Source organism: Kitasatospora sp. NPDC093102 (assembly GCF_040683915.1).
In the GTDB taxonomy this organism is placed as follows: Bacteria; Actinomycetota; Actinomycetes; order Streptomycetales; family Streptomycetaceae; genus Kitasatospora.
Genome location: NZ_JBFBFA010000045.1, coordinates 1 through 25,137, shown reverse-complemented (window position 1 = coordinate 25,137; position 25,137 = coordinate 1). Strand labels below are relative to the sequence as shown.

23 protein-coding genes are annotated in these 25,137 nt (G+C 71.8%); 10 read left to right on the top strand and 13 right to left on the bottom strand.

What is annotated here, in order from left to right:
- Window positions 1–363: 363 nt before the first annotated feature.
- Together AB0O11_RS33250 and AB0O11_RS33245 are read right to left on the bottom strand one after the other, a co-directional pair.
- Window positions 364–795: an SRPBCC family protein gene (locus tag AB0O11_RS33250; protein WP_363394489.1), complete on the bottom strand. Its 432-nt coding sequence runs from the start codon at window positions 793–795 to the stop codon at window positions 364–366.
- Between the two features lie 1,239 nt (window positions 796–2,034).
- A complete protein-coding gene (locus tag AB0O11_RS33245) occupies window positions 2,035–2,949 on the bottom strand; it encodes a LysR family transcriptional regulator ArgP (RefSeq protein WP_363394487.1) in 915 nt (304 codons plus the stop codon).
- Between the two features lie 67 nt (window positions 2,950–3,016).
- Between AB0O11_RS33245 and AB0O11_RS33240 the strand changes: the two genes are divergently transcribed.
- Window positions 3,017–3,628: a LysE/ArgO family amino acid transporter gene (locus tag AB0O11_RS33240; protein ID WP_363394485.1), complete on the top strand. Its 612-nt coding sequence runs from the start codon at window positions 3,017–3,019 to the stop codon at window positions 3,626–3,628.
- Window positions 3,629–3,802: 174 nt separating this feature from the next.
- On the opposite strand, the gene AB0O11_RS33235 is transcribed toward AB0O11_RS33240, so the two are convergent.
- Window positions 3,803–4,099: a hypothetical protein gene (locus AB0O11_RS33235; protein ID WP_363394561.1), complete on the bottom strand. Its 297-nt coding sequence runs from the start codon at window positions 4,097–4,099 to the stop codon at window positions 3,803–3,805.
- Window positions 4,100–4,117: 18 nt separating this feature from the next.
- Between AB0O11_RS33235 and AB0O11_RS33230 the strand changes: the two genes are divergently transcribed.
- The 3 genes from AB0O11_RS33230 (at window position 4,118) to AB0O11_RS33220 (ending at window position 6,219) form a co-directional block, all read left to right on the top strand.
- Window positions 4,118–4,357 (top strand): hypothetical protein, encoded by a 240-nt coding sequence (locus AB0O11_RS33230; RefSeq protein ID WP_363394483.1) that lies wholly within the window; start codon window positions 4,118–4,120, stop codon window positions 4,355–4,357.
- Between the two features lie 499 nt (window positions 4,358–4,856).
- Complete coding sequence (locus AB0O11_RS33225) at window positions 4,857–5,540, top strand: DUF402 domain-containing protein (protein WP_363394481.1); 684 nt, start codon at window positions 4,857–4,859, stop codon at window positions 5,538–5,540.
- Between the two features lie 259 nt (window positions 5,541–5,799).
- Entirely contained in the window at window positions 5,800–6,219 is a 420-nt protein-coding gene (locus AB0O11_RS33220) for a hypothetical protein (protein WP_363394479.1), read from the top strand.
- A 44-nt stretch (window positions 6,220–6,263) separates the two neighbouring features.
- On the opposite strand, the gene AB0O11_RS33215 is transcribed toward AB0O11_RS33220, so the two are convergent.
- Genes AB0O11_RS33215 through AB0O11_RS33195 form a run of 5 tightly spaced genes read right to left on the bottom strand, consistent with a single transcriptional unit; the run spans window position 6,264 to window position 11,814 of the window.
- Complete coding sequence (locus tag AB0O11_RS33215; protein ID WP_363394477.1) at window positions 6,264–7,226, bottom strand: NAD(P)-dependent oxidoreductase; 963 nt, start codon at window positions 7,224–7,226, stop codon at window positions 6,264–6,266.
- Window positions 7,223–8,779 (bottom strand): class I adenylate-forming enzyme family protein, encoded by a 1,557-nt coding sequence (locus AB0O11_RS33210; protein WP_363394475.1) that lies wholly within the window; start codon window positions 8,777–8,779, stop codon window positions 7,223–7,225. The genes AB0O11_RS33215 and AB0O11_RS33210 overlap by 4 nt, the downstream gene beginning before the upstream one ends.
- A complete protein-coding gene (locus AB0O11_RS33205; RefSeq protein ID WP_363394473.1) occupies window positions 8,776–10,008 on the bottom strand; it encodes a cytochrome P450 in 1,233 nt (410 codons plus the stop codon). The genes AB0O11_RS33210 and AB0O11_RS33205 overlap by 4 nt, the downstream gene beginning before the upstream one ends.
- Window positions 10,005–10,757, bottom strand: coding sequence for a glycosyltransferase family 2 protein (locus AB0O11_RS33200; RefSeq protein ID WP_363394471.1), 753 nt, complete (start codon window positions 10,755–10,757; stop codon window positions 10,005–10,007). Before AB0O11_RS33200 ends, AB0O11_RS33205 begins: the two co-directional genes overlap by 4 nt.
- A gap of 34 nt (window positions 10,758–10,791) precedes the next feature.
- Window positions 10,792–11,814: a 3-oxoacyl-[acyl-carrier-protein] synthase III C-terminal domain-containing protein gene (locus tag AB0O11_RS33195; protein WP_363394469.1), complete on the bottom strand. Its 1,023-nt coding sequence runs from the start codon at window positions 11,812–11,814 to the stop codon at window positions 10,792–10,794.
- A gap of 264 nt (window positions 11,815–12,078) precedes the next feature.
- On the opposite strand from AB0O11_RS33195, the gene AB0O11_RS33190 reads away from it, so the two are divergent.
- From AB0O11_RS33190 to AB0O11_RS33180, 3 genes are all read left to right on the top strand, one after another.
- Entirely contained in the window at window positions 12,079–13,134 is a 1,056-nt protein-coding gene (locus AB0O11_RS33190; protein ID WP_363394467.1) for a cytochrome P450, read from the top strand.
- Window positions 13,135–13,640: 506 nt separating this feature from the next.
- Window positions 13,641–14,090: a hypothetical protein gene (locus tag AB0O11_RS33185; protein ID WP_363394465.1), complete on the top strand. Its 450-nt coding sequence runs from the start codon at window positions 13,641–13,643 to the stop codon at window positions 14,088–14,090.
- A 370-nt stretch (window positions 14,091–14,460) separates the two neighbouring features.
- Entirely contained in the window at window positions 14,461–14,907 is a 447-nt protein-coding gene (locus AB0O11_RS33180) for a nitroreductase family deazaflavin-dependent oxidoreductase (RefSeq protein ID WP_363394463.1), read from the top strand.
- A gap of 146 nt (window positions 14,908–15,053) precedes the next feature.
- Here AB0O11_RS33180 and AB0O11_RS33175 read toward each other — a convergent pair whose 3' ends face one another.
- From AB0O11_RS33175 to AB0O11_RS33165, 3 genes are all read right to left on the bottom strand, one after another.
- Window positions 15,054–16,049, bottom strand: coding sequence for a hypothetical protein (locus AB0O11_RS33175; RefSeq protein WP_363394461.1), 996 nt, complete (start codon window positions 16,047–16,049; stop codon window positions 15,054–15,056).
- Entirely contained in the window at window positions 16,046–17,251 is a 1,206-nt protein-coding gene (locus AB0O11_RS33170; protein ID WP_363394459.1) for a tyrosine-type recombinase/integrase, read from the bottom strand. Before AB0O11_RS33170 ends, AB0O11_RS33175 begins: the two co-directional genes overlap by 4 nt.
- A 277-nt stretch (window positions 17,252–17,528) precedes the next feature.
- Complete coding sequence (locus AB0O11_RS33165; protein ID WP_363394457.1) at window positions 17,529–18,407, bottom strand: alpha/beta hydrolase; 879 nt, start codon at window positions 18,405–18,407, stop codon at window positions 17,529–17,531.
- Window positions 18,408–18,519: 112 nt separating this feature from the next.
- Between AB0O11_RS33165 and AB0O11_RS33160 the strand changes: the two genes are divergently transcribed.
- Window positions 18,520–20,457, top strand: coding sequence for a BTAD domain-containing putative transcriptional regulator (locus tag AB0O11_RS33160; RefSeq protein WP_363394455.1), 1,938 nt, complete (start codon window positions 18,520–18,522; stop codon window positions 20,455–20,457).
- Window positions 20,458–20,919: 462 nt separating this feature from the next.
- On the top strand, window positions 20,920–21,939 hold the full coding sequence (locus tag AB0O11_RS33155; RefSeq protein ID WP_363394453.1) for a recombinase family protein: 1,020 nt from the start codon (window positions 20,920–20,922) through the stop codon (window positions 21,937–21,939).
- A 164-nt stretch (window positions 21,940–22,103) separates the two neighbouring features.
- On the opposite strand, the gene AB0O11_RS33150 is transcribed toward AB0O11_RS33155, so the two are convergent.
- On the bottom strand, window positions 22,104–22,619 hold the full coding sequence (locus AB0O11_RS33150) for a GNAT family N-acetyltransferase (protein ID WP_363394451.1): 516 nt from the start codon (window positions 22,617–22,619) through the stop codon (window positions 22,104–22,106).
- A gap of 684 nt (window positions 22,620–23,303) precedes the next feature.
- Between AB0O11_RS33150 and AB0O11_RS33145 the strand changes: the two genes are divergently transcribed.
- The gene (locus tag AB0O11_RS33145; RefSeq protein ID WP_363394563.1) at window positions 23,304–23,786 is read left to right on the top strand and encodes a hypothetical protein; all 483 of its coding nucleotides are present in this window, start codon (window positions 23,304–23,306) and stop codon (window positions 23,784–23,786) included.
- Here AB0O11_RS33145 and AB0O11_RS33140 read toward each other — a convergent pair.
- Entirely contained in the window at window positions 23,772–24,440 is a 669-nt protein-coding gene (locus AB0O11_RS33140; protein ID WP_363394449.1) for a hypothetical protein, read from the bottom strand. The genes AB0O11_RS33145 and AB0O11_RS33140 overlap by 15 nt on opposite strands.
- Window positions 24,441–25,137 lie beyond the last annotated feature (697 nt).

Here is a 25,137-nt window from a genome sequence, read left to right as displayed (position 1 = left end):
GCCTGTCGGAACTCGGTGTTGCCGTCCGAGAACCGGGCGCCGCTGAAGTCGACCTCCACACGGCCGTCGAGCCGGTCGAAGAGCCCCCACCGGACACGGAGAGACGTACAACCACAGCCGCAGCGGGAAGAGTCAAAACAAGGCAAAAAGGGGCGGCCCTGGCGGGCATCGTTGCTCACCCCCGACATCTCGGACCGCTACTTCCACCGTGCCTCGGCTACAGCCGAACGGCCTGGCCGCCCCCCGGGTGCCCGCCCCGCGCCCCGATGGACGGGACGGGACTCACCAGGCGCTCTCCGAGCTGAGTCCGGACCGGGAGCCCCGGCGAACGCGGTCCGAGGAATCTCGTGCGGAGGTGAACGGCTACTGCTCCGACTCCACCAGGTTCTTGAACTGCTCCAGGCCGCCCCGGACGGTGTTCTCGATCCGGTGGACCTGGGCCATGCCCCGCGGGCCGCCGAAGGTGTCCTGGATGGACTCCGGCTCGTATTCCAGGTGCACCTGTACCTGGCTGTGGTCCCGGTCCAGTGACCGCACCGAGAGCGTGCCCTTCAGCTCCGGGCTGCCCTCCGTCTCCCAGGCGAGGACCTGCTCGTTGCCGCGGTCGGTGAGAACGGCGTCGAACTCCCGGTGTACCTCGCCGGCCCGCACGTCCAGATGGGCGCGGTCGCTGCTGGGCGCATAAGCACGTTGGATGCTGTCCATGAACGTCGGATAGGCCTCGATGTCGTGCAGCCTCCCCCAGACCTCCCGTGCGGGGGCGTCGATGTTGATCTGCTCCTCAAGCCTGCTCATCACGAACCTCGCCTCCTGGCCCGGCACACCGGACCTCTTGGGTTCTTCCAGCCTGCGCCGCCGACACATGCCCGGCAACCAGGGCCGGGAAGCGGCTCCACGCGTTCGTCTCTACCGGACTGCGTACATGGCCGAGTACGCGGACAACCGGTGTGGCGCGCCGCAAATCACGAGGGCGTCGGTGGGGGCCTGGCTGAACAATACGAAGGCCCGCCGGGCGAAGCCCAGCGGGGAGCAGTTCGCCCAGCCGGAAGCCCTGGGACCGGCCTGGCAGTCGAGCCGCCCGGCCGTTCGCCCGGCCGCTCGCGCTCTGTTCGATGCGCTCCGGTCGCGCCTCACCGAGGACGACGGCCACGACCGCCGCACCGTACTGTCCGACGTCCACGAACTCGCCACCCGGGCCGGCCGCATCACCATCGCCCACGACGGTGGCTCCCTCCACTTCTGGACCGGTGCCGAGCGGTTTCCGCGGCTGACCTACCGCTGGGGTGGTCGGCTCAGCAGCCTCACCGCCGACCCCCGCGCCGGGCCGAGCAGCAGGCCGCCACCGTCCACGACCCCGCCCCGGCCGGGCGGCCTCCCGGCTGAGGCACCGGATGCCGTGGACCCGGGCTCGGCACCGCCGCGACGGGCCCGGGTCCACGGCGCCGGGCGAGGCCACCGGCCGGCGCGCGGTGTACACAGGGTGTGCTTGCCGATCAGGACCCGTTCTCGTGATCCAGCTGGTCTGTGACGGCGGATGGGGGTGCGAGCTGAGTTCGGGTGACCCTCTGAGCGGCTGTGGTACGAGAGCGTTGGGCGAGCCAGACGAGTGCGGCGATGGCGAATCCGACGAAACTCTCTCGGCATTCGGTCGGTGGATCGTCGGACTCAGGTTCGACCCCGTCTCCTCACCGGGGCGCACCCTCCGGCCGGGCGGCTACGACCTGGGCAGGGGCCCGGCCCCGAGGGCTCCCGGAGGCGGTGCCCCCGATCCCCTCGGGGGCGCCCGCCCGCCGGTGCGGCAACATCCGAGGTCGGGGCAGCCCGCGCGCCGTCGGCCCGGACTGGCTTCGGTGTCGGCTTGCCCGTCAGCGATGCTGCAGTCGGCCCACCCGTGTCCGTTGAGAGTCCGGACGAGATGCAGATCAGCCACGGCTGTCGTCCTGCTGGGTGAGGAACCATCGGACATCGACCGCGAGGGAAGGCATCTGCTCGCCACACTGCTCGTGGTTGCAGTTCCGGTTGCGCCTGGCACACCTACCGCAGGGCCCGCTCCGCTTCCGCCGCCACCGCCGTGGCGACAGCTGCCAGCGCGGGCGAGTCGAGGCGCCACTGCTGCCAGTAGAGGGGAACCTCGACCGTGCTGCCCGGGAGGAACTGGACCAGCACGTCGCTGTGCAGCCGGGGCTCGGCCTGGCTGCGCGGGACGAGGCCCCAGCCGAGACCAGCAGTCACGGCATCGGCGAAGCCTTCACTGGAGGGGACGTAGTGCCGCCGCCGCAGGCTCGCTCCCCGGCCACCGGTCAGTTCACCGACGAAGGCGTCCTGCAGCTCGTCGCGGCGGTCGAAGCAGACCACCGGCGCCTCCGGAAGCAGCCGGGCCGGGTCGCCGTCGAGCCAACGGGCAGCGAACTGCGGCGTAGCCACCGGGAGGTAGACCATCGCGCCCAGCCGGCGCACCGAGCAGCCCGCCACCGGATGGGGCGAGGAGGTGACCGCCGCCATCACCTCACCCGCGCGCAGCAGCGCGGTCGTGTGCGCCTCGTCCTCCCGCCGCAGGTCGACGTGGACCCGTGCGTCCCACGCGAGCGAGGCCAGCGCCGGTACGAACCAGGTCGCCAGCGAGTCCGCATTGACCGCGATCGGCAGCCGGGAGGGACCCGACGGCCCGGCGCCCTCCCCTCCCTCGGGCATCCCCAGCGCGTCACGCGCGTCGTCCTCCAAGCGGGCGAGCTGACGGGCGAAGCGCACCACGACCTGGCCCGACTCGGTCGGCCTCACCGGCCGGGAACGTGTCAGCAGTACCCGCCCGGTCCGCTGTTCCAGCGCCTTGATCCGCTGGCTCACCGCCGAGGGCGTCACGTGCAAGGCCGCCGCGGCCGCGTCGAAGGTGCCCTCGTCGACCACCGCGAGCAGGGTCCGGACGAGGTCGTGGGGCAGCTCAGCCTTCATGAGTGCTAATGATACGTAAAAATCTTTAGCTGGCCTTGTGTCGCGCCGGCTGCCTACGGTGGCCCTCATGGGAAGCACACTCACCGCCACCGTGGCCGGGTTCGGGACCGGCCTGTCACTCATCGTCGCCATCGGGGCGCAGAACGCCTTCGTCCTGCGCCAAGGCGTCCGCCGAGAAGCGGTCCTGCCGGTGGTCGCGATCTGCGCAGCCTCCGACGCGGTACTGATCGCCTGCGGCGTGGGCGGGCTCGGCGCGCTGATCACGGCGTGGCCGGCGGCACTGACCGCGGTGCGTGCGGTCGGCGCGGCCTTCCTCCTCTGCTACGCCGTGATCGCAGCCCGGCGTGTCTTCCGAGCCTCCCGCCTGGAGGGCAACGGACCCGCCGTCCGGTCCGGCCGCCGCGCGGTACTCAGCTGTCTCGCGATGACCTGGCTCAACCCGCACGTCTACCTCGACACGGTGCTCCTGCTCGGCGCCGTCGCGGCCACCCACGGCACGCTGCGCTGGCAGTTCGCGCTCGGCGCCGTCCTGGCCAGCCTGTGCTGGTTCGCCGCCCTGGGCTTCGGCGCCCGCCTGCTCACCGGCTTCTTCCGCCGCGCCTCCTCCTGGCGCGTCCTGGACGCCCTGGTCGCAACGACGATGCTGGTCACCGGCCTTTCCCTGGCCGCAGGGGCCTGACCGGACCTCTGCTGCGCATCACCAGGCCCGCGCAGGTGGTGGCGACGGGGGAAACGAGGACCACGGACGGCGGATCACAAGCGGGTCACTGCGTGATCTCTTGATCATCCTGACATTCGACGTGTGCTCGCTGCCGCGGTCCGAGTGAAGGATGCAGCCGCGCTCCAGGCCGCCTCACGGGTGGCCGCCATCCGAAGCGCGGCCACCGGCAGCTCGGCGCGGTGGCGGTCGGCCGAGGCGGCCGACCACCCCGCGGGTGGCCAGGCCGATCGCGGTGGCCAGGTAGAGCCAGTTCTCCTCGACCGGCAGACAGGTCATGTCGCCGACCGACCGTACCCCGGGGCGAGGCGCGGTGAAGTCGCGCCCGATCAGATCCGGGACGAACACCGGCCTGCGGGCCTCGCGGGTCAGACCGCGGCGCCGGCGGCGGGTGACGCCCGCGATCCCGCGCTCGCGCATGATCCGCTCCACCTTCCTCCGGTTGACGGCATGCCCGGCCACCACGAGTCCGCCGGCCGCACGAAGAGCACCAAGGTCCGCCCCGGCAACCCGTGTCCCAAGGGCGCCCTCGGACTCGCCGCGTTCGGCGCGGTGCGGACCAAGGACACCTACCTTCAGGCCCGCTACGAACGGCTCGCCTCCCGTCGCGGCCCGCTGAGAGCCCTTGCCGCCATCGAGCACTCCGTCATCACCGCGATCTGGCACATGCTCACCGACCGGAAGCCCTAACGGGAACTGGGCGGAACCTACTTCACCCGGCGCGGCCCCGAACGGGCCGCCCGCCGAGCCGTCACCCAGCTTGACCAACCCGGCTACACCGTCACCCTCAACCCAATCGACACCGTGGCCTGACAGACCGGCTCCCACACCGGGCCGCCGAACCGACGCCCGGCACCCACTTCGGCCCAAAACCCTCTCACCTCCTGTTATTTACGCGTCAGTGCCTGGTGAGAACGGGCGGGGCTACTCCGTTCGGGTGGTGGCCGGGTTCGCCGGCCCACCGGGGCGGGCAGAGCCTTCGCATGACGACCCCCACCAGGCACCGCCGTCGCCGTCGCCACCCGGCGGCCGCCGCCGTTCCGGCCGTAGCCCAGATGCCACCGGCCGCTGCCCGACAACGCGGCGCGGGCGGGTGCTGCCGGACCTGGTCCAGCGAACGCATCTGTCCGGGCGGCCTGGTCGTCCGCACGACGTGGCACGAGCCCGCCTGCACGACCGGGGGCCGGCCGTGACCGCCCCCGCCGCGCAGGCCTCGCCCGCCCGGTTCGCGCCCGGCAGCACGGTGGTGCGCCGCGACGTCCACGCGGGTCGGGTCTGGACCGCGATGCCGCAGCGGGTCATCGGCGACACCGGCGACACCCTCCAGCTCGCCTACTGGCCCGGCATCACCTCGCTCGCCCCGACCACCTGGATCGACTCCCTGCGCACCGGCGACACCGCGCTGCGCGAGAGCGGTCTGCAGGACCTGGCCGCCGGCACCTGGACCGTCGCCCCCTATCGCTGGACCGGCACCGCGTTGCGCAGCACCTTCCTGGCCGGGGAGCACTTCTCGGTGCACCGGTTCCAGGACGCCGACACGGGGGAGCCACTGCGCTGGTACGTGAATTTCGAGCTGCCCCACACTCGTCGACCGGCCGGGATCGACACCTTCGACCTGTTCATCGACCTGGTGGTGGAGCCCGACCTTTCGGACTGGTCGTGGAAGGACGAGGACGAGTACGCGCAAGGCCGGCGCCTGGGCCTGGTCGGCGACGACCTCCACACCTCGGTCGAGCAGGCCCGCCGGCGCGCGCTCGGCCTCCTCCAGGAACGGGCCGGCCCGTTCGCCGACCCGTGGACCGCCTGGTCACCCGATCCGGCCTGGCCACTGCCGGTTCTGCCCGACGGCGCGGTCGGCACGGCGCCGCACTGACCGTCCGCCGGCCACCTCGAACGGTCCTTGCGTCGGGCCCTTCCGTACCTTGACGGGCCGCCAAGGTGTCCGTCCGATACCTTGGCGGCCAGGTCGCGGCCAGATAACGCCCCAGGTCAAGGCATTGGTGAGGGCGGCGCCGGTCACCTTGATGCCCGCCCCGCGCCCTGCGGGTTGTCCCGTCTCACCGAGGCTTGACCGGCGTTCCGGGTCGAAACCTGCATGCGCTTTCATCGGGGCATCTGCCATTCTCGGCCGTATGCCAGCCCGTAACCACCGACTGCCGCGCGATCTGGCGTGGCCGCTCACCCCGAATGACATCCGCACCGTCCTCGGCGTGCAGGAGACGGATGCCGCCGACCTGGATTTCGACAACCGCCCGTGGGAGGACGGGACCGCGTTGCACGTCGAGTGGATGCCGCGCCTCTCCTCCAACTACGGCGGAGGTATCCATCCCGGGTGGTGGTGTACGGTACGGATCCGTGTCGCCCCGCTCCCGGCCGCCGAACGGGCCGCGGCCCGGCACATCCTGCGGCAGAGCGCGCTTCCCGAACTCGCGGCCTGGATCAGTGCCGCCCGGCACGCGCCGGAACCCTGGACCCTGTCCCGGCACAGTCGCTCCTGGCGGCCCGAAGGCAGCAGCACTGCCCACCGCGACGACCAGCAGCCGTACCTCTGAAGCACCCACCGAGGAGCAACTGGTCCACCTGCGGAGAGTCCGCGTCAGTTCCGGCGCAGGGCAGGCCCCAGGTCCGTCGGCGCCGGCTGGTAGCCCAGGTGGGCGCGGGCAGCGGTGAGGTCGAGGGTGCGTTCGTGGGCCAGGTGGCGGACGGCGTAGACGGTCAGGCGGGGGCGACGGGCGGATCGGGCGGTGCGGGCCAGGAGTTCGGCGGTGCGGGCCAGCGGGAAGGCGAGGGCAAGCGGTAGGTAGACGGGTTCGGCCGGGAGGCCGTGGGCGGTCAGGACCTGACGCAGCACGTCGTCCAGCACGGCCGGCTCCCGGTCGGTGATGTTGAAGGTGCCCGAGGAACGGCCCTCGGCGGCGAGCAGGCAGGCGTCGACCAGGTTCGCCACGCTGGTCAGGCTCAGCCGCTGCCGACCGTCACCGATCGCGAACAGCTTCGGCCCGAACGGGGTTCGGCGCACCGCCTGGAGGACGCGCGGTAGCAGTGTGGTGTCCCCGGGACCGTAGACGGCGTGCGGTCGCAGGATCACCGCGTCGGGGCGGACCCGGCGGACCCACGCCTCCGCCAGCGCCTTGGAGCGCCCGTAGGCGTCGGTGTGGTGGACCGCGTCGGCCTCGTCCTCCCGGGCCATGACGGTCGGCCGACGCGGATCGTAGACGCTCGCGGTCGACAGGTGCACGAAGCGCGTCGTCTCGGGGAACGCGGCCAGCACGCCCCTGGTGGTCAGCACGTTGCCGCGGTGGAACGCCTCAGGGCGGGCCCAGTCGGTTGCCAGGCCTGCGCAGTGGATCACCGCGTCAGGGCGGGTGAACGGGGCGGGGAGGGCCGGCCGGGCCGCAGGGTCCGCCAGGTCCCAGGGGAGGTAGGGGGCGTCACCGATCAGGTCGGCGGGGACGGTTCGGCGCCGCCCCAACGCCAGCACCTGGTGCCCGGCTGCCCGCGCTGCGCGGCACAGGGTGCTGCCGACGAAGCCACTGGCCCCGGTGACGACGGTGATCACCACGCCTCCTTCGCGACCAGTGTGCGGAGTTGTTCGCGGTCGGGTTTCTCGGTCCGTCCCCGTCGGGGGATCGCCGGGAGGCAGAGGATCCGGTCCGGCAGTGCCGCGTGATCGATCGTGCGGGGCAGTTCGCGTTGCAGGGAGCGGAGGAGTTCCGGTTCCGGGACCGAGCCGTCGGGGCGTACGGCCAGCACCACTGCCTCGTCAGCGGTCAGCGGGTCGGGGACGCCCACGATAACGGCCTCGGCGATGCCCGGGAGAGCGGCTACCGCGGGTTCGTACAGGCCGGGGTAGAGGTTGAAGGAGCCGCGGATCAGCATGTCCTTGGTCCGGCCGAGCAGCACGATCCGGCCCTCGGCATCGATCCGGGCCCGGTCGCCGGTGTTGAGCTCGCCGATCGGCCCGTCACCGAGGTAGCCGATCGCCAGGTGGGCGCCGCGCAGCAGGAGTTCGCCCTCCTCGTTGAGGCGTGCCGTGACTCCGGGCAGGGGGTGGCCGGCCAGGTCGCCGTGGGGTGCGTGGTCCAGCTTCTCATCGGCCCCGGTCACGGCGATCGGCAGCATCTCGGTCGCGCCGTAGACCACGGCGATCCGGGCCGAGGGGAGCGCGTTTCGCAGGCGGCGCAGGATCGGGGGCGGCACGGGTGCGGCGCCGAGCAGCACCGTGCCCAGGGTGTCCGGGAGCTGGCCGGCGGCGAGCAGGCGGGCCAGTGCGGCCGGAGTGCCGAAGGTGTGGCTGGCCCGGCGGCGCCGCAGGTCCCGCAGGAACCGCTTCGGCCGCACCGGGAGCGGCGCCACCGACCAGGTGGCGCCGGCGGCGAGGAAGGCGAAGGCGATCATCAGCTGCTCGGAGTGCACGACCACCGGGCCGGGGGCGGCGGGCAGGCCCAGGCCCTCGCCGAGCAGGTCGGCGCCGGCGAGCAGCGTGGCCTGGCTGTGCACCACCGCCCGGGGGCGCGCGGTGGTGCCGGAGGTGAACACGACCAGGGCCGGGCGGTCCGGGCCCCCCGCGGGCTCGGGCTCGGGCGCGGTGTGCGCCAGGGAAGCGGCGGAGAGCGCGTCCGGGGGCAGGCCCGGGAGGCGCGGGCCGGTGTGGAGCAGGCGCAGGGTCGGGTCGGATAGCGCGGGAAGGTTCAGGCCGAGGCGGTGCAGCAGTGTGCGTCCCGCCTTGCGGGCGGAGAGCGCGCAGAGCCAGGATTCGGCGGCCAGCCAGCGCGGTGCGGCGAGGCGTTCGGTGACGAGCCGTCCGCGCGCGGCGTCGAGTTCGGCGCCCGCGCCGGGGTCGGCCACCACGACGACGGCGCCCACTGCCATGACGGCCAGGCCGAGCACCAGGGCGTCCCGGCCGGGGCGGACCGCGAACAGCACCGTGTCGCCGGCGGACATGCCCGCGGCGCGCAGCCCGCTCGCGGTGGCGGCGATCCTCTGTGCGAGCTCGGCGTAGGTGAGCGTGCCGTGTGCGTCGAGCAGGGCGACCGCGTCGGGCGTCCGGCGCGCGTGGCCCGCGATCCGTCCGGCCAGTCCGGCGCCTGCGGGGTCGGGCGTGCCGCTCACGAGGCGGTCACCTCCAGCTCTGCGTGGTCCGCGGGTCTCGGGGGACCGGCGGCCTGTCCGGCTGCCACCTCCAGCCGCGCGTAGGTCGGTATCAGCACGCGTCGCTTGGCCCGTCGCCGCACGATGCGCTCAGCCCCCGCCATCAGCAGTGCCTGCATCAGCACCCGGATCTCAGCCAGCGCGAGCGGCGCACCGATGCAGTAGTGCGGCCCGGCCCCGAACCACAGGCGCTTGGGATCGTGCGCCGGGCACCGGCCCAGCGCCGCCGCCCGGTCGAACGGTCCCGCAGCCGCGTCGCACCGCGCAGTGGCGATGACCACCCGGTCCCCCTCGCGCACCGCCGTCGCGCCGAGCCGGCCCGGCCGTGCGGCCCGGCGCAGCATCGCCGGGCTCGGGGTGATCACCCGCATCGCCTCGTCGATCGCCGCGTCGAAGGCCGCGCCGCCCGCCGCCAGATCCGCCCGCAGGGCAGGCAGGAGCCCGGAGTCGTGCCAGAGCGCGAAGACCCGGGGCACCGTGGTCGCCACGGTCTCCGTCCCGGTGAGCAGGAACGCCGCCGCCAGCCCGAGCGCCTGCTCCCGGTCGAGCCCGTGGCCGCGCAGCCGCCCCATCATCGAGCCCGCCTCCGCGCGGTCGTACGCCTCGCCCGCCGCCACCACCAGAGTGGCCAACACCGCCTTCGCCTTCGCGACCTGGCGCGGGGACAGTTCCCTGGTCCGCAGCCCGACCATCCGTACGATCCGCTCGCCCCGCTCGAACACCTCCGCACCCGCGGTGTCGGCCACCCCCAACAGTTCGCCGATCACCGTGCCGGCCGCCGTCCTGGTCAGTGCGACCAGGTCCACCGCGCCGCCGGCGCCCAGCCGGTCGATGGCCCCGCGCAGCACCGGTCCGAGCACCCGGGTGCACAGCTCGGTGGCCTGGGCCCGGGTGAACAGGCCGGCCAGCGCCGCCCGCAGCCTCCGGTGCTCCTCGCCCTCCATGTTCAGCAGCACGGACGGCCCCAGGACCGGTGTCCACAGCGCGCCCGAGGACCCGGGGCCGTCCTTGCGGAACCCCTCGTGGTCGAGCAGCACCTGCCGGGCCAGCTCCGGATCGCTGACCACGACGCCGACCCCCGGCACCCGCACGGCGGGACCACGCCGGGCCACGGCCGCGATGAACGGGTACGCCAACGGGTGGGCGGCCAGCTGCACCCGTCGCTCCCAGACGTGCTCCTGCCGCTTCATCGGATGTCGACCACCTCGGGCCGGTACCGGTGGTCCGCGTACCAGGCCAGCGTGTTGCGCAGCCCGAACGCGCGCAGCCGCCGCACCGAGCCGTAGACCCGCATGCCCGGGACCTGCCCGTAGGCGGCGGTGAGCCTGCGTACCCGGTTGACCAGGGCGCGGTCCTCGTGCACCTCCTCGATCGCGGTGCGCGGGAAGCCGCCGCTGCGCTCGTAGAGGTCGGCGGTGATGGCCAGGTTGCAGCCGGGGCACATCAGGTACGGGCCGACGTACTGCGGGTCGCGGTTGCCGGGCCGGAACCTGCCGAACCACGCCGCCAGCGCGACCACCGCCGGCAGCAGCCGGCTCTCCCACAGCCTGAGCCGGAACTCGTCGGTGCGCGGCAGGAGTCGACCGGTGACCAGTTCCAGCCCGCCGGCCAGGCCGCGGCGTACGGCTGCCGTCCAGCCCGGTACCGGGAGGCAGTCGGCGTCGGTGCGGGCCAGGTACCGGGCGCCGGCCTCGATCGCGAACCGCATCCCGGTGTCCGCGGCCGCGCCGGTGCCCTTGCGCCCCTCGGTGATCAGGTGCAGCGGGAAGCCGGCGGTGACCGCGAACTCCCGGACCACCTCGGCGGTCCGGTCGGTCGAGGTGTTGTCCACCACCACGCACTCGAAGTCCGCGTCGGTCTGCTCTGCCAGCGCGCGCAGCGTGGCCGGCAACGAGGCCTCCTCGTTGTAGGCCGGCACGACCACCCACAGGTCGGTCACTGGTGCTCCCTCGCAATCGAGCTCATGATCGAATTCACAGCTGCGCGAAGACGACGCCGAGCGAGACCCCGCCGGCCAGGCCGATCAGCGCCACCCGGTCGCCCGGCCCGCAGCGGCCCTGTTCCAATGCCTCGGCGAGCTGGAACGGCAGCGAGGCCGAGGCGAGGTTGCCGTGCTCGGGCAGCACCGGCACCAGCGACCCGGCGGTCAGGCCGGTCCTGCTCAGGAATGCGTCCAGCAGTGGCACGGTCACCTGGTGCACCGCCACCACCGCGAAGTCCGCCCAGGTCAGGCCGTGTTCGGCCAGGGCCTGGTGGATCAGCTCGGGACCGAGCGCCTCGAAGGCCGCGTGCAGCCGCGCGCCGTCCATCCGGAAGTAGGTCGCCTCCGGGTCCCGCGGGTACGCGGTGCCGCCGCCGGGCAGGGTGCCGACCTCCCAAGCCGAGGAGTCCGCGGTGAAGGCGCGATGGAAGATCCCGTCCGGCACCGCCCCCGCCTCCAGCAGCACGGCCGCGCCACTGTCGGACAAGGTGTAGCCGGGGAACGACTCGGCGAACTGGCTCCGGTCCCGAACCGACCAGCGGATCGCCCGCGACGGCAGCTCCCCGGTGCAGACCAGGACCCTGCGGTACTGTCGGCCGGCGATCAGCGCCTCGGCGACCTGGATCGCGTTGAGCACGCTGTTGCAGGCGTTCTTCACGTCGAACACCGGGCAGCGCGCCCCGATCTTCGAAGCCAGGATGTGCGCGGTAGCGGGCTCGACCATGTCCTGCGAGGCGCTGGCGAAAATCAGCAGGTCGAGGTCCCGCACGTCGAGGCCGGCGTTGGCCAGCAGCTTCCGGGCGGCTGCCGCGGCCAGGTCGGAGGCCTGCCAGTCGTCAGGGGCGATGCGCCGCGCGGCGATTCCGGTGACCGCCTCGATCAGCCCGGGGCGCGGCCGGTAGGGGCCGCTGTCGGCGATCCGCTGCTCCACCTCGCGCGAGGTGAGCGATTCCTCCGGCAGGTGCACCGCCACCGCGGCGATCACCGCGCGCGCCCCGCCGTCTTGCCCGACCAACTGTTCCACTGCCCTCCGACACGTGCTCAAGCCTCCCCCGAGCTGCCTGATCATATGATGATCCCTGACTCGGCCTGTCGCGGTACGGTTCCTCGCACGGACATTCGAGGCAGCGGCGGGGGCGAGGCGACGATGGGCGCGACAACGGCAGAACGGCACGAGAGCAGACTGCTGTGGGCCAGCCGGCCCGCCCTGTGGACGCTGACCAGGATCACCATGGCACGGCCCTTCGGACCGATCCGGCGGGTACCCCGACTGGGCTGGGTGGCAAGCGAACCCACCCTCATCCGGGCCGTGCTCAACGACCACGAACACTTCACCCTGCTCGGAGAGGGCGGCGTCGGACACCTGTGGGAGCAGATCCTCGGGCCGTACGTCACCCGGCTCTTCGACGGCGCCGGCCACGCGGACCTGCGCCGGCGCGCCCGGGACCTGTTCACCGAGGAGAACTCCGCCGCCCTGGTCGAACGGGCCGCCGGGCCGGTCTACGCCGACGTCACGGCGCGCCTCGCCGCCGGGGACCGGGTCGATGTGGCCGCGACCGCCCGGCTCGTCGTCGGCCGCCTGATGACCGACCTGCTGGGCCTTCAGCTCCCGCCGAACAGCCCGGACTCCACGTACCTGGAGACCTTCGCCGCAGGCGAGCGGCTGGCCGCGCTCGCCCTCGACACGGCCGCCTCGACCGAGCTGCCGCCGGAGCGGATCGAAGCAGCGAAGGAGATCGTCAGGTCGCTGACCAGCGGCGTCCCTGCGGCGTACGCCGGCGCCGCACCCGACACCCTGCTCGGCCGCTGCCGCGAGGCCGGGATCACACTGGAGGAGGCCAGCGGGCTCGCCTCGCTGCTGCTCGTCGCGGGCACCGAGACCGCCGCCAGCGCGATGGCCCGCACGGTCGCGCTGATCCACGACACCGGGCAGCAGGACCCACTGCTCGCCGACCCCGGGCTGATCGGCGACGCGGTGCGCGAAGGGCTCCGGGTGACCACGCCCGCGCCGGTGATCGGACGGCACGTCAGCGCGGACGTCACCGTGGCCGGCCGCCGACTGCGCAGGGACGAGCGGATCCTCCTCGTCACCTACGCAGCCGACAACCTGGCCGGCGGCTTCGACCTGGCCCGCCCGTACGACCCGCGCTCGCGCCAGCTCTGGTTCGGCGCCGGCCGGCACCTGTGCCTGGGCGCGCCCGTCGCACGCGCCGAGATCGCCCGGATGATCGCGGCGGTCTGCGCAGCAGGTCGCCCATACCGGATCGTCTCGCGCAGCTATGCCCGGAAGGTGATGATCCCCTCCTACGCCTCGCTCGTCGTCGAGCTCGAATGACGGGGCGTCAGCCGACCGAATCGGCGAGCAGGCCGTCCCCCGCCTTGCCGTCCAAGGCCGGCCCGGTGCAGGCGTCCACCGGGGCCGAGATGGTGCCGGGTGACGTCCCAGAGGGGTGTAGTTGAGATGTCGGGTGGTGTGTGGGCCGGGGTTTTGTGGGTGCCGTGAGACGGGCGGGCGGGTCCGCGACAGGAGGCTGACGGCATGCCCGCTGCGGATCACGCGGGCCCGCCATCCCCAGGCGACCAGGAACACGTCCTGGGCGCCCCCGTCTTCCTGATCCACATGCGGGACATCGCAGGCAAGCCCCTCGGCGACGACAGGTCGCCCGCGATGGGGTCGCCGCGCCCGGACGACGTGGACGAGGAGATCTACGACGTCCTCCGCCGTTACAGAGGCCTGGAGAAGAGGCGTACAGCGAGGCGAAGAAGCGCATGGGGGCTCTACTAGGCTACGGAGAATGACAACGCCATCCCCCGGAACCGCTGGCAGGATGTGAGAACGTGATGTCCGCAGACCAACCGTTCGCCAGGCACGACGGCGTCATACTCCTCCTGGTGCTGCTGGTCGGAGCCCTCGCCACTCCGGGGCTGACCCTGTACGGCATCAGAGTGCTGGTCCGCGCCCGGGCCACCGCCTCCCGCGCGATGGCCCTCGTTTCCGCCTCGGCCCTGGTCTGGGCCACCACGATCGGCCTCTATACCTGGGGCCTGCTGCACCTGCTCATGGCCGACGACTACACCGAGGCCAGAGCATGCGATGCGGCAACGGGAAAGCAACTGGTCGGCTATGACCCCTCGTTCATCCCACTGAAGTTCGGCTGTGTCAGCTCCGACGGCCGCACGGTGTCCGTGGTGATCCCCTCGTACGTCAACCCGGTGCTGGCCGTGCTCGTGGTCTGCGCCGTAACGCTCACCGTATTCGCGGTCGTCCGAAGCAAGGAGAAATCCACGTGACGGCGAACATTCCGCGGCGCACCGTGGGCTGGGGGAGGGCGCGTGTGACTTCACACGGCGACCGATCTCCCGGGGGACACCAATCCGCCGTCACCACACGAGCGTTCGGAGCTACCCGCCCGCCGGTGTCGACCACCACTCGTCGGCGTCCGGCTCGTTCGTCCTCGCCCGCTCGCTGCCTCACGGGCTGCGGGCGCTCCGACTGGACCCCTCCCGCGCAGCGGTCGTGCTGAGCAGTTACCCCGGGCGGAGCCGAGCGGGAGGCGAGCCGCCCGGTGCGCACCCGCTGTTCGGCGAGGTTCACCGACGCGGCGGGACGTGGGAGTATGAGGACGTCCAGCGTCACCGAAAGCGATGGGACGGATACAGCATGCCGCTCAAGGGTGAGTACGAGCCGAGCCCGACCGACTGGGTGCGGACCCAGGTCGAGGCGTACGAGTCGTCAGGCGGAACGGAGGGGACGACGTTGCGCGGGCTTCCGGTCATCCTGCTGACGTCCGTCGGGGCCAAGTCCGGCAAACTGCGCAAGACGCCGCTGATGCGCGTGGAGCACGACGGGCGCTATGCCGTCGTCGCCTCGCAGGGCGGCGCGCCGAAGCACCCCGTCTGGTACTGGAACCTCAAGGCCGACCCCCGGGTCGAGCTGCAGGACGGGCCGGTCCGGCAGGACATGATGGCGCGCGAGGTGACCGGAGCGGAGAAGGCGGAGTGGTGGACGCGGGCTGTCGCCGCCTACCCGGACTACGCCGACTACCAGACCAGGACCGACCGCGAGATCCCGCTGTTTGTGCTGGAGCCGTCGCCGACCGAGCACTGAGGACACCTCCACGTGGACCAGGTGACCACCGCGTCAGTGTTGTCGGTGCTCGGGCCCGGTCGTTCAAGACCCCGACAGCATCCGGTGCTGACGCCTGGTCACCTGGGTGGCGGTCCCGGTCCCTTGATGACCGGGACGGACACCGATCAGGCCTGCAGCTTCCTCCACCCGCAGGCCTGCCCGTCCCGACCGTTGAGGGTGCGCGTCACAGAGTTGTTCTTCGATGGTCGACAACTGGAACGGCATGGAGATCTGCGACGGCAACGCCGTCGAGAGCAACTTCTACCGCGGCAACGGGAGGATTCGGCCCGGTCGGTGGTTTGCAGCCGTCCGGACAGCCACCGGTTGACTGGTGCTGCGATCGCGGGCGGGGTGCCTGGGGAGGTGAGTTCTTCGCGCCATAGCTCGCACGTCTTCAGCCCGTGGAACGGTGGTTCTTTGACCTGCCCGGTGTTGAACAGCAGCACGTGCAGTCCGTGCAGCCGGCTCAGGCATGCTCTTTCGAACTCGGTGGTGAGCGTGGCAGGGTCGCTGTCGCGGCGGTTGCGGTGAACGTGGGCGGCTCGGATGGTCCGGGCTTCCGGCATCGCGCACCAGCGGCGGATCTCTTCGCCGAACGTGGCAAGGTCGTCATAGGTGATGGCGGTGATGTCGGGATCGCCTTTCCAGAGGACGAGGCGGGCGATTCCCCAGGTCAGCAGCGAGCGGCCGCTGCGGTAGCCGAGCTGCCGTTGGCGTTCGTCCAGCGCGTCGACCAGGTCCAGGTTCATCCCGAGCGTGGGGGCGACGCGGGGGTTGAACAGGCTGTCGAAGTTCCGGGCCAGCACCCAGTCGGCGTCCATCGGGATGCGGTGGGTCAGTGAGAGGTAGGCCAGGTAGGAGCCTGCTTCGTGGGAGATGCCCAGGTGCTTACCGGAGCCCGCAGGCGCGTCGGCGTGCAGGTCCAGCCGGTCCAGCAGTGGGGCGGCGAACCAGTCCTCCAGATCGGGCCAGTGCCGGACGAACCTGTTGTAGAAGAACAGCCGGGAACTGATCGTCCCCCGTGTCCCGGCGAAGGTGGCGCGGACCCACGCGGTGTACTCCTCCCGCGGGGCGTGGCGCCGCCGGTCCGGCAGGGCCGGGACCGCGGCAAGGGCATTCACCGCTGGTTCTCCAACGCCCGGGTGTAGTCGGCCAGCACCGCCTCATCGGAGACCCGGGTATAGATTTTCGTCGATTCCGGAGAAGCGTGTCCGAGCCGCTTCTGCAGCGACAACTCGCGCATCCCGCCCTCCCACATCGCCGTGGCGTGGGTGTGCCGCAAAGCGTGCGGAGTGGCCTCCGGCGTGCGCACGCCAAGCTTCTCCATCCGGCGGGAGAACAACCGGACGAGCGCGTCGTAGCCCAGCGGCTCCAGCCTCCGGGATCCGTTGCCACCGACGAGGAACACGAACGGGCTGGCGGACTCCAGAGGCCGCTCGTGCATGACATAGCGGCTGACCGCGTCCAGCGTGCGCGGCTCGTGCAGGTCGACGACCCGCTCGGAGCGCGACTTCCCGCGGGCTCCGCCGGGATGGTCGTCACGCTTGCCGATCGTCACCCGCCGCCGCCCGTGGGAGAGGTCGGCCAGATGAAGGGACAGCACCTCGCCCGGCCGCAGTCCGCCGTCCAGCATCAGCAGGAACATCGCCAGGTCACGCAGCTTCGTCAGGCTTGCGATGAAGCCCTCCAACACCGCCTCATCCATCGGGCGCGGGAGCCGGCGCGGCTGCTTGACCGTGACCGTGCGCCGCACCGGCTGCTGACGGCTGGCCTTACCCATGAACGGCTGATGCCGACCCGGCACCCGCGCGAGGGCCGGGTCAGGGCGCATCTGCATCGGCGAGTCCTCGCCGTCGTACTCCTCAGCGACCATGGCCCAGTCGTAGAAGCTCGACACCGCGGCCAGGATGCGGTTCACCGTCGACGGCGACAGCAGACTGCCAGGCAGGTCCGCTCCGCCGACCACGACGGTCAACCCGAGACGCTGGGCTGGCCGGCGGCTCGGCTGACGGCGCAGGAAGCCCAGCAGCCGCAACGCGTCCGGTGCCCGGAAGTCCCGCCAGTCCAGGCTCTCCCGGGCCAGGAACGTGAACAGGTACTTCAGGTCGTAGGCGTAGGCGCACCAGGTGTTCGGCGACAGCCCCCGATCACTGAGATGCCCCAGAAACCGGCAGACCGGATCGATCTCGGAACCGGATGCGTCGATCAACCGGACGCGACGGACGATGCCGCCGTCTCGGTCCTTCACCACACGCAGTTCGCACTCCACAGCACCATCAACGAGCGGCGACGAGGAGCGCGAGGCCGAGAAACTGAACTCCACCCGGAAGTGTCCAGATAAGAACCTCCACGGCCGCTACCTGTTCAACATCACGGCCAGCGGCCCCGGCCAGGGCCTGCGCCCCTTCCGCGACCCCGCGGCCGAGGACGACGAGGAAGAGAACTGACCGCCGGCGCACCCAAGACGTTAGGCCGTTCGTGGTACCCCGTGCAGGCCGGGCGGCACCGCCTGGGTACCCAGCGCAAAAGTATGCTGATCGCCGAAAACCTGGCGCTCGCCGACCGACCGCGGCCCAGCCGACGAGTCGAGAGCAGGAGGCTCAGCGGGCCAGCAGGCCCCGGATCACGGCTGCGATCTCGTCGGGTGCCTCTTCGGCCATGAAGTGCCCGGCGCGGGTCAGCCGGTGGTCCAGGTCCGGCGCCCACGCCTTCCACACCCCGGCAGCGTCGTAGCCGAGCTGCGCGCCCCAGTCCTGCTGGACGACCGTCACGGGCATGGCCAGCTGCGACCCGGCGTCCAGGTCCGCTTGGTCGTGCATGACGTCGATGTCCGCCGAGGCCCGGTAGTCCGCGACGATCGACGCCACTGCCGCGGCGCTCGCGCGCAGGTATTCGGCACGTACATCCTCGGGCATGGTGGTCGGGTCGTTGGCCCAGGCGTCGAGGAAGGAGCCGAAGAACGCGTCCGCGCTGCCTGCGATCATCGCCTCCGGCAGGCCCGGCGGCTGCGCCATCAGGAAGAGGTGGTAGCCGACCGCCGCCGAGGCGCCATGCAGGACGTTCCACATGTCGAGCGTCGGCACGATGTCGAGGATGCCCAGGTGCGTGATGGTCTCAGGGTGGTCCAACCCCGCCCGGAAGGCGACCAGGGCGCCCCGGTCGTGGCCGACGAGGGCAAAGCGCTCGTGGCCGAGCGCCGCCGCCAGGGTCACGACGTCGGCGGCCATGGTGCGCTTGGCGTACACATCGGAGTCGGTGGCCGCCGGCTTGTCGCTGGCGCCGTAGCCCCGCAGGTCAGGACAGATCACCGTGTGCTCGTCGGCGAGCCGCTCGGCGACGTGTCGCCACATCAGGTGGGTCTGGGGAAAACCGTGCAACAGCACGACCGGGCTGCCGCTGCCGCCGACAGCCGCAGCCAGCTCCACACCGTCCGCACCGGGCAGAAGGATGTGATCGAAGCCGGGAATGGTGAGCGTCATGAAGGACCACCCTTTCGGGTCGGGGACTTGACCGGATCAGCTTGGGCGACGGCGATCAGCAGCCGATCAGTACGGTTGGGCGCAGCCGACCTCCGGCACGGAGGATGGGGGCATGCGAATCGACGTGCTCGGTGTGGTGCGGGCCCTCCGCGACGACGGCCGCCAGGTTGACCTGGGCGGACCCCGCCATCGTGAGGTACTCGCCCGGCTCGTCGCCGCCGAGGGACGGATGGTCACCACCGACACCCTCGTCGATGACCTGTGGACCGTTCCGCCTGCCCGCGCCGTGGGTGCTTTGCGTACCTTCGTCGCCGCGCTGCGCCGTGCCCTCGAACCCGACCGGCCGCCCCGCAATCCGCCGCGCGTCATCGTCACCGAAGGTCCCGGCTACGCGCTGCGCCTGCCGCGCGAGGACGTGGACGTCCATCGGTTCCAGGACACCCTGGCCCGAGCCCGCCGCAACCCCGCCGCGGTGACCGACCTCGGCGCGGCACTCGCGGCCTGGCGAGGACCCGCCTACGCCGATGCGACCGGCTCCGCATGGGCGCAGCGCGAGCGGAACCGGCTGGAGGAATTGAGGTTGGAGGGGGTGGAACTGCGCGCCCGGATCCTTCTCGACTCCGGAGAAGGGGCCGATCTCGTTGCCGAACTGGGTGCCCATGTCGCCGAACACCCGTGGCGCGAGCCGGCCTGGGAGCTGCTTGCCCGCGCGCTGTACCGCACGGGCCGCCAGGCCGACGCGCTTGCCACCCTCCGCCGTGCCCGCGCGATGCTCGTCGACCAACTCGGACTCGACCCCGGTGGCGACCTTCAGCGCTTGGAGACGGACATCCTCAACGGGTCCGCGCCCCCCGAAGGAGCACGTACGGCGTGGACCGGCCCTGGTGTCCGGCTCGGCCCGCGCACCACCGTGGATCTGGCCCGCACCCTCGCACTGGCGGGTGGCGACGCCCTCGTCCGCTCGCGGCGCGACCGCCTCGCCGCCATCCAGGCGGCGGAACGCACGGGAGACCTCTCCCTGACCGCCCGGATCATCGGCGCCTACGACGTGCCCGCCCTCTGGAGCCGGGCCGACGACCCCGAACAGTCCCGCGCCGTCGTCGCGGCTGCCGAGCGCACGCTCGCCGGGCTCGGCCCAGACGGCCCCGCCGACCTGCGCGCCCGCCTCCTGGCCACGGTCGCCGTCGAGAGCCGCAGCGCCGATCTGTCCGGGACCGAGCTGAAGCACGCGCAGCAGGCGGCGCGTCAGGCCGAGGAGCTGGCACGGGACCTGGCCGATCCCGCCCTGCTGGCCTTCGCCCTCAACGGGGTGTTCCTGCAGTCCTTCAGCAGCCCCGGGCTCGCGGCGGCACGGGACAGGACCGGCGCCGAGATCCTCGACTTGTCCACCCGGCACGAGCTGTCGAACTTCGCCGTACTCGGCCGACTCGTCCGCCTGCAATCCGCCTCGGCCCTCGGCGACCTCGACGCCGCGACCTCGCACGCCAATGCAGCCGACCAGCTCGCCGCCACCACCGAGGCGCCCCTCGTCTCCGTCCTCACCGGGTGGTTCAGGGCCCGGGCCACGGCCGCCCGCAGCGCCGAACCCGGCGGACCGACCGCCGCCACGGCAGCAGCGCACTACCGCGCTGCCGAGGACGCCCTCCGGACGGCCGGAATGCCGGGGCTGCACCGCGGCCTGTTCCCGCTCGCCCTACTGGGACTGCGCCTGCTGCACGACCGGCCAGCGCCCACCGACCCGCACCTCGACTGGGGCCCGTACAGGCCCTGGACTCGCCCACTCGTGCTGCTCGCCCAGAACCGGGGCGAGCAGGCCCGTACCGCCCTCGCTGCAGTGCCCGAACCACCGCGTGACCACATGCAGGAGGCCATGTGGTGCCTGACCGCCCGCGCCGCCGTACGCCTCGACGAGCGCGGAATCGCCGCGCACGCTGAAGCTGCCCTGCGTGATGCCTGTGCAGAACACGCCGGCGCCGCTAGCGGAATGCTGACCCTGGGCCCGGTGGCGCGGTACCTGGCAGAGGCGGAGGCATGCGCCGGAGCAGGGTAAGCGACCGCAATCCGCGAACGCCGAGCCCGTCCGCGCTCACTACACGGCCCCGGCGGAATCAGGTCGCCATGACGTTCAGGGGCATCCGTCGCCGACGCCAGGCAGTCGGCGACGGTCTCGACGCCAAGCGTGGTGATCCACTGCCCGTAGGCGTTCACGCAGGGTGCTGTGGCAATCTAGGCGACAGCCCTGGTGATGGTCCCTGCTGTCAACCGCATCGTGGGGGCCAGCGGGCCGTCTGTAGCGGCTTGGTGACAAGCGTGACGCTCGGCGATTCGCATAAATGACCAGTTGCGAGAGTTCTGAGAACGACCCGGGGTCGATCACGTTTCCCCAGGTCGGCGTTCGCAGAAGTCCTCTCAAAACCCGCACGTTGTGCGAGACAGTTCTGACAGGCTGCCCGGGTGGATCTGACGCCCGATCAAGCTGCAAGCGCGGTAGAACGAAACGACTGTCCGAAGTGTGAGGCCCCGGCCGGAAGCCCGTGCCGCACCCGCGGCGGGAAAGCCGCCACGAAATACCACACCGCCCGCTTCATCCTCATCCCCGCACTGCGGGAGGAACTCGACGTCCTCGTCCCCGAGGACCGCGGACCCGGGCGGCCGTGGAAGCCAGGGCCGCCCGTCGAGCAGGCGCCGGCGGCACCGGTCGCGAAGCCGATCCGGATCGGGTACGCGCGCTGCTCGACCGCACAGCAGCCAGCTCGCCGCCCTCGAACCCGTCTGCAAGCGCATCTTCTCCGAGAAGATCTCGACCCGCGTCAAGGTCCGTCCCGAACTGGAGAAGGCGCTCAAGCTTGCGTACGACATCAAGGAGGCCGCCCCCGACCAGGAGGTCATCCTCACCGTCCACGAGCTCAAGCGACTCGCTCGCAACGCCGCGGAGCTGATGACGCTGTCCGCCCAGCTCCAGACTGCCGGCGTCCAGCTCGAACTCCTCACCGGCCCGCTCGCCGGCATCTACGACCCCAACGGCATGGGTGCGATGTTCTTCGCCGTCTTGGCCGTCGCCGCCCAGCTCGACCGCAACTACATCCGGGAGAAGACCCTGGAGGGCCAGATGACCGCCGCGGCGAAGGGCAACCACGGCGGACGGCCGAAGGTTATCGACGACGACATGCTCACCTTCGCCATTGCGTTGAAGAACAAGGGCGTCCCCGTCCCGCAGATCGCGAAGAAGCTCACGATCAAGACCGGCAAGAACGCGGGCAAGCCCCCGTCCGTCGCCTCGCTGTACCGGGCGCTCGCCGAGGCCGAAGACGCCGCCGGGTCCGACGATGCACAAGTCATCGGCCCCCGCCGTCCGGTCCATGCCTGCATCACCGGGCCCGGCAGCGGCACCGACCCGGCGCTGATGGAACGGCTCACCGCGCAGGTCCTCAACGGCGACACCGTGCTGGACGACCTGGCCTGCCAGGCCGAAGGCGGCTCCGACGACCTGGTGGCCCAGCTGCTCGCGCAGGCCCGGAACGGCGACCGGTAGGGGAAGCACAGCAAGATCAATCTCACCGGGACTTCCTGTACCTCGACTACTCACACCCGGGTTCGCAGAACAAGCGCCGGGCCAAGCGCCACGAGGTCGGCAAGAGCGTCAAGCGGGCCGAGTCGATCAGGAAACACCAGACCCGCCGGCCATGAACGTCGAGCTCAGGCGGTGCCGGTGGTCTCGGTCCGGACGTCGTACGGGCGCAGACCCCGGCTCTCGTAGTTGCGTAGGGCGTTCGGGTGATCGTTGGTGTCGGTGTGCAGCCAGACCCGCCGGACGGACTCGGCGCCGAGCGGCTCGGTGGCCCACGCCTGGCGCAGCGCGAGCGTCAGCGCGTAGCCGCCGAGGCCACGGCCGACATGCTCCGGGACGAGCCCGAAGGTGGTGATCTCCACGTCGCCGGCCGGGTGCGGCTCCAGGTTGGCGACGCCGGCGGGCTCACCGGCGTGCGTCAGCAGCCAGTACTGGCGCCGGGGGTGCTCGGCGAGGTGGGCCGCCCAGTCGGCGGCAGTGCGGGCGGTGCTGCGCCAGCCGTGCGGCGCCCCGACGCGCGCCTGGACGGCCTGCACCTCGGGGGACGAGCCGTCGGCCGGGACGAGGGCCAGCGCCGCGACCGGCGGGGACGGGCGCAGCTCGGCCGGGTCGGTCATCTCCAGGTACGTGACGGTCTTCTCCATGCGGTGAGACTACGGCCTCGGCCCGCCGCGCCGGCCGGTGGGTCGAAGGCCGGGGCCGCTCGATCGCGGAGGCGGTCGAGGCACCGGCCGTCGGCCCGCGGTGCGCGCTGACGGTCGTGCACTGCGTCCGGCCCGGATCCGCCGGGTTGGAGCCGGTGTCGAAATCACGGGGCGTCAAGCACCGGTTCCTCGCGTACACCCTGCCGTCTCGCCAGCCGGGCCCGAACCGTCTGGCAGTGCCAGTCCGTCCCGACGTCGTCAGGGCTGCTCACCGCCCACCTCGGCATCCCCCGGGACGAACTTCCCTCAGCTTCAGCCGAGTTGCTGCGACAACCCGGCGGTGATGGTTTCTCACCTCACTCGACTCCATGGCGTCCTGTGGCGCACCGACCAGGTTCGACAGGCTGGCGGCCCGACACAAGGCCGGGGTGGTCATCGCGGCGCTGATCCTCTGGCTCAGGGCGGACGGGGGGCGGTGGTGCGCCAGCCGGGCCGCCGCCAATGTCGACCGGCACGGGCGCCTGCGGGTCCGGCACGGCAGCCGGGACTACGTCAACGAGGCCCCACGGGCCCGGCGGGGACCGAAGCAGCACTGGCTCTCGGTGCGCCCCCCGAAGGGGCGGATGTCCAGCGACTGTTCCCGTTCCCCTGGGAGCCCGGGAGACGCATTTCCCCGGCCCGGGCGTGGAGACGGCCGACGGCGACCTGGTGCACGCCGGCACCGTCTACAGCGGCCACGGGCTGCAGCCCGGCGGCTCCTTCGTCGTCCGCCGCTCGGCCACCGACGGCGCGCCCCGCTGGGTTCTCCGGACCGACCACGTCGCCACCGACCTCGGCACCGAAGCGGACACCGTCTGCCTCGCGTACCGCGACGGCGAGATCCTGGCCCTGGACATCCGGGACGACACCCTCCGCTGGCGACACCGGCTCACCGTCGCCGGCGTCCCCGCCGTCCCGACGGCGCTCACCGCCACCGGGCCGGGCCGCTTGCTCGTCGCACGGCCGATGGCCGGGTTCTGGACTGCGCGATCGCGTAACCTCTCCGCCCCGCCGTGGCACACCGGCAGCCCGTTCGCCGGCGGCACTGGAAGGACTGGCCGGTCAAACTCCGGTGAGACTCATCAAACTCCGGTGAGACGGGACACCGACCGGCTACGCAGTTGCTGACGCCCGCAGGTAGGGGGCGAACTGTTCGGCCACCATTGACGCCACCGCCGACGCGTCGCGCGTGCCGTCGACCTCGATGACGCGGATGCCGAGGCGGCGGGCGTTCTGTGTCGCGTCCTCGGCCACCAGGCGGTCGCGAGCGATGCGGTTGGCCTGGGCGCGGGCCGGGTCGCTGACCGGGATGTCGAGAGCGCCCGCGCGCGGGACGGTGCGGATCTGGTGTTGCCGGAAGTCCTCTGTGGGGACGAGGACGACCATCCGCCGAGGTGAGTCGAGCAGTGGCGCGACCAGTTCTGGTCGCAGTCCCCAGCCCTCCGCGATCGCTGGGCGGGCGATGAACAGCGCGCGCAGATCGTCCAACGCCCACCCGAAGCGGACCGGGAAGCCAGCCAGTGTCTCGGCGGCCATCTCCTCCGGGCTCCGGTCCGACCAGACCTGGTCAGGGGTCAGGTCCGCCACTGGCGCGCCCTGGGCCACCCGCCGCGCAATCCGGCGGTCCTGATGGCCACGAGCGTCGTGGTAGTCGTAGTGGTACACCGTCAGTCCATAGCGACGAGCGATGAGCTCCGCAACGGTGGTCTTGCCGGACCACTGCGCGCCGCCGATCCACAGCATGTGGTGCAGGCTGCCATGCGGATCCCAGATGTCTGCCATACGAAAGTCCTCCCGCGTGAGAGCGGCGCAGACCGTCGCCCGGGAAAGAGTGTCCAGGTTTGACCGCAAAAATTGCAGTCTTGTATTCGCGGGGGAGTTGACAGAGAGTAGATAGGGGGATGGCGAAGCCCTCTGTGGCAGGTTTGGGTGAGACGTCCCGTTACCCTCGACGGCATTGATCCGGCCGCGAAGCCGAAGCGCTGCACCTTCACCGCCGAGTACAAGCTGCGCGTCCTGGAGCAGTACGAGACCGCGGCTTCCCCCCGCCGAGCGCGGGGTCCTGCTGCGTCGCGAGCGGCTGTACCACTCGCACATCCGGGAGTGGCGGGCCGCCCGGCAGGCCGGGGCGCGGGAGAAGCCGGCCGACCACCGCCGCAGCCCGGCTTGCCCGAAGAAGTCCACTGCCGAGATCGAGAACGAGAAGCTGTGCCGGGAGAACGGGCGACTCAAGCGGGAGCCGGCGCAGCAAACGCGCGATCTCCGAGCACAACGCCAAAGGCACGATCGACCGGACCAGCTACAAGGCCACCATCAGCATCGACATTCTGACCACGCCAGGGATTTGACGCACAGGCCCCACCCCTATCGACGCGGCATCGGTCCTAGGTTCTGTCCGGTCGATCATGAGCGGAGCCAGATGGCCAGGGCGGCGACCGTGACCGTGCCGAGGAAGACATAGACACGTTTGTCATATCTG

What these genes read in the sequence shown, in the direction of transcription:
- AB0O11_RS33240 (WP_363394485.1), top strand. Translation starts at nt 3,017, where the DNA reads ATGGGAAGCACACTCACCGCCACCGTGGCCGGGTTCGGGACCGGCCTG.
- AB0O11_RS33245 (WP_363394487.1), bottom strand. Translation starts at nt 2,949, where the DNA reads ATGAAGGCTGAGCTGCCCCACGACCTCGTCCGGACCCTGCTCGCGGTG.
- AB0O11_RS33220 (WP_363394479.1), top strand. Translation starts at nt 5,800, where the DNA reads ATGCCAGCCCGTAACCACCGACTGCCGCGCGATCTGGCGTGGCCGCTC.
- AB0O11_RS33250 (WP_363394489.1), bottom strand. Translation starts at nt 795, where the DNA reads ATGAGCAGGCTTGAGGAGCAGATCAACATCGACGCCCCCGCACGGGAG.
- AB0O11_RS33150 (WP_363394451.1), bottom strand. Translation starts at nt 22,619, where the DNA reads ATGGAGAAGACCGTCACGTACCTGGAGATGACCGACCCGGCCGAGCTG.
- AB0O11_RS33230 (WP_363394483.1), top strand. Translation starts at nt 4,118, where the DNA reads ATGCCCGGCCACCACGAGTCCGCCGGCCGCACGAAGAGCACCAAGGTC.
- AB0O11_RS33205 (WP_363394473.1), bottom strand. Translation starts at nt 10,008, where the DNA reads ATGAAGCGGCAGGAGCACGTCTGGGAGCGACGGGTGCAGCTGGCCGCC.
- AB0O11_RS33160 (WP_363394455.1), top strand. Translation starts at nt 18,520, where the DNA reads ATGCGAATCGACGTGCTCGGTGTGGTGCGGGCCCTCCGCGACGACGGC.
- AB0O11_RS33165 (WP_363394457.1), bottom strand. Translation starts at nt 18,407, where the DNA reads ATGACGCTCACCATTCCCGGCTTCGATCACATCCTTCTGCCCGGTGCG.
- AB0O11_RS33185 (WP_363394465.1), top strand. Translation starts at nt 13,641, where the DNA reads ATGTCCGCAGACCAACCGTTCGCCAGGCACGACGGCGTCATACTCCTC.
- AB0O11_RS33180 (WP_363394463.1), top strand. Translation starts at nt 14,461, where the DNA reads ATGCCGCTCAAGGGTGAGTACGAGCCGAGCCCGACCGACTGGGTGCGG.
- AB0O11_RS33140 (WP_363394449.1), bottom strand. Translation starts at nt 24,440, where the DNA reads ATGGCAGACATCTGGGATCCGCATGGCAGCCTGCACCACATGCTGTGG.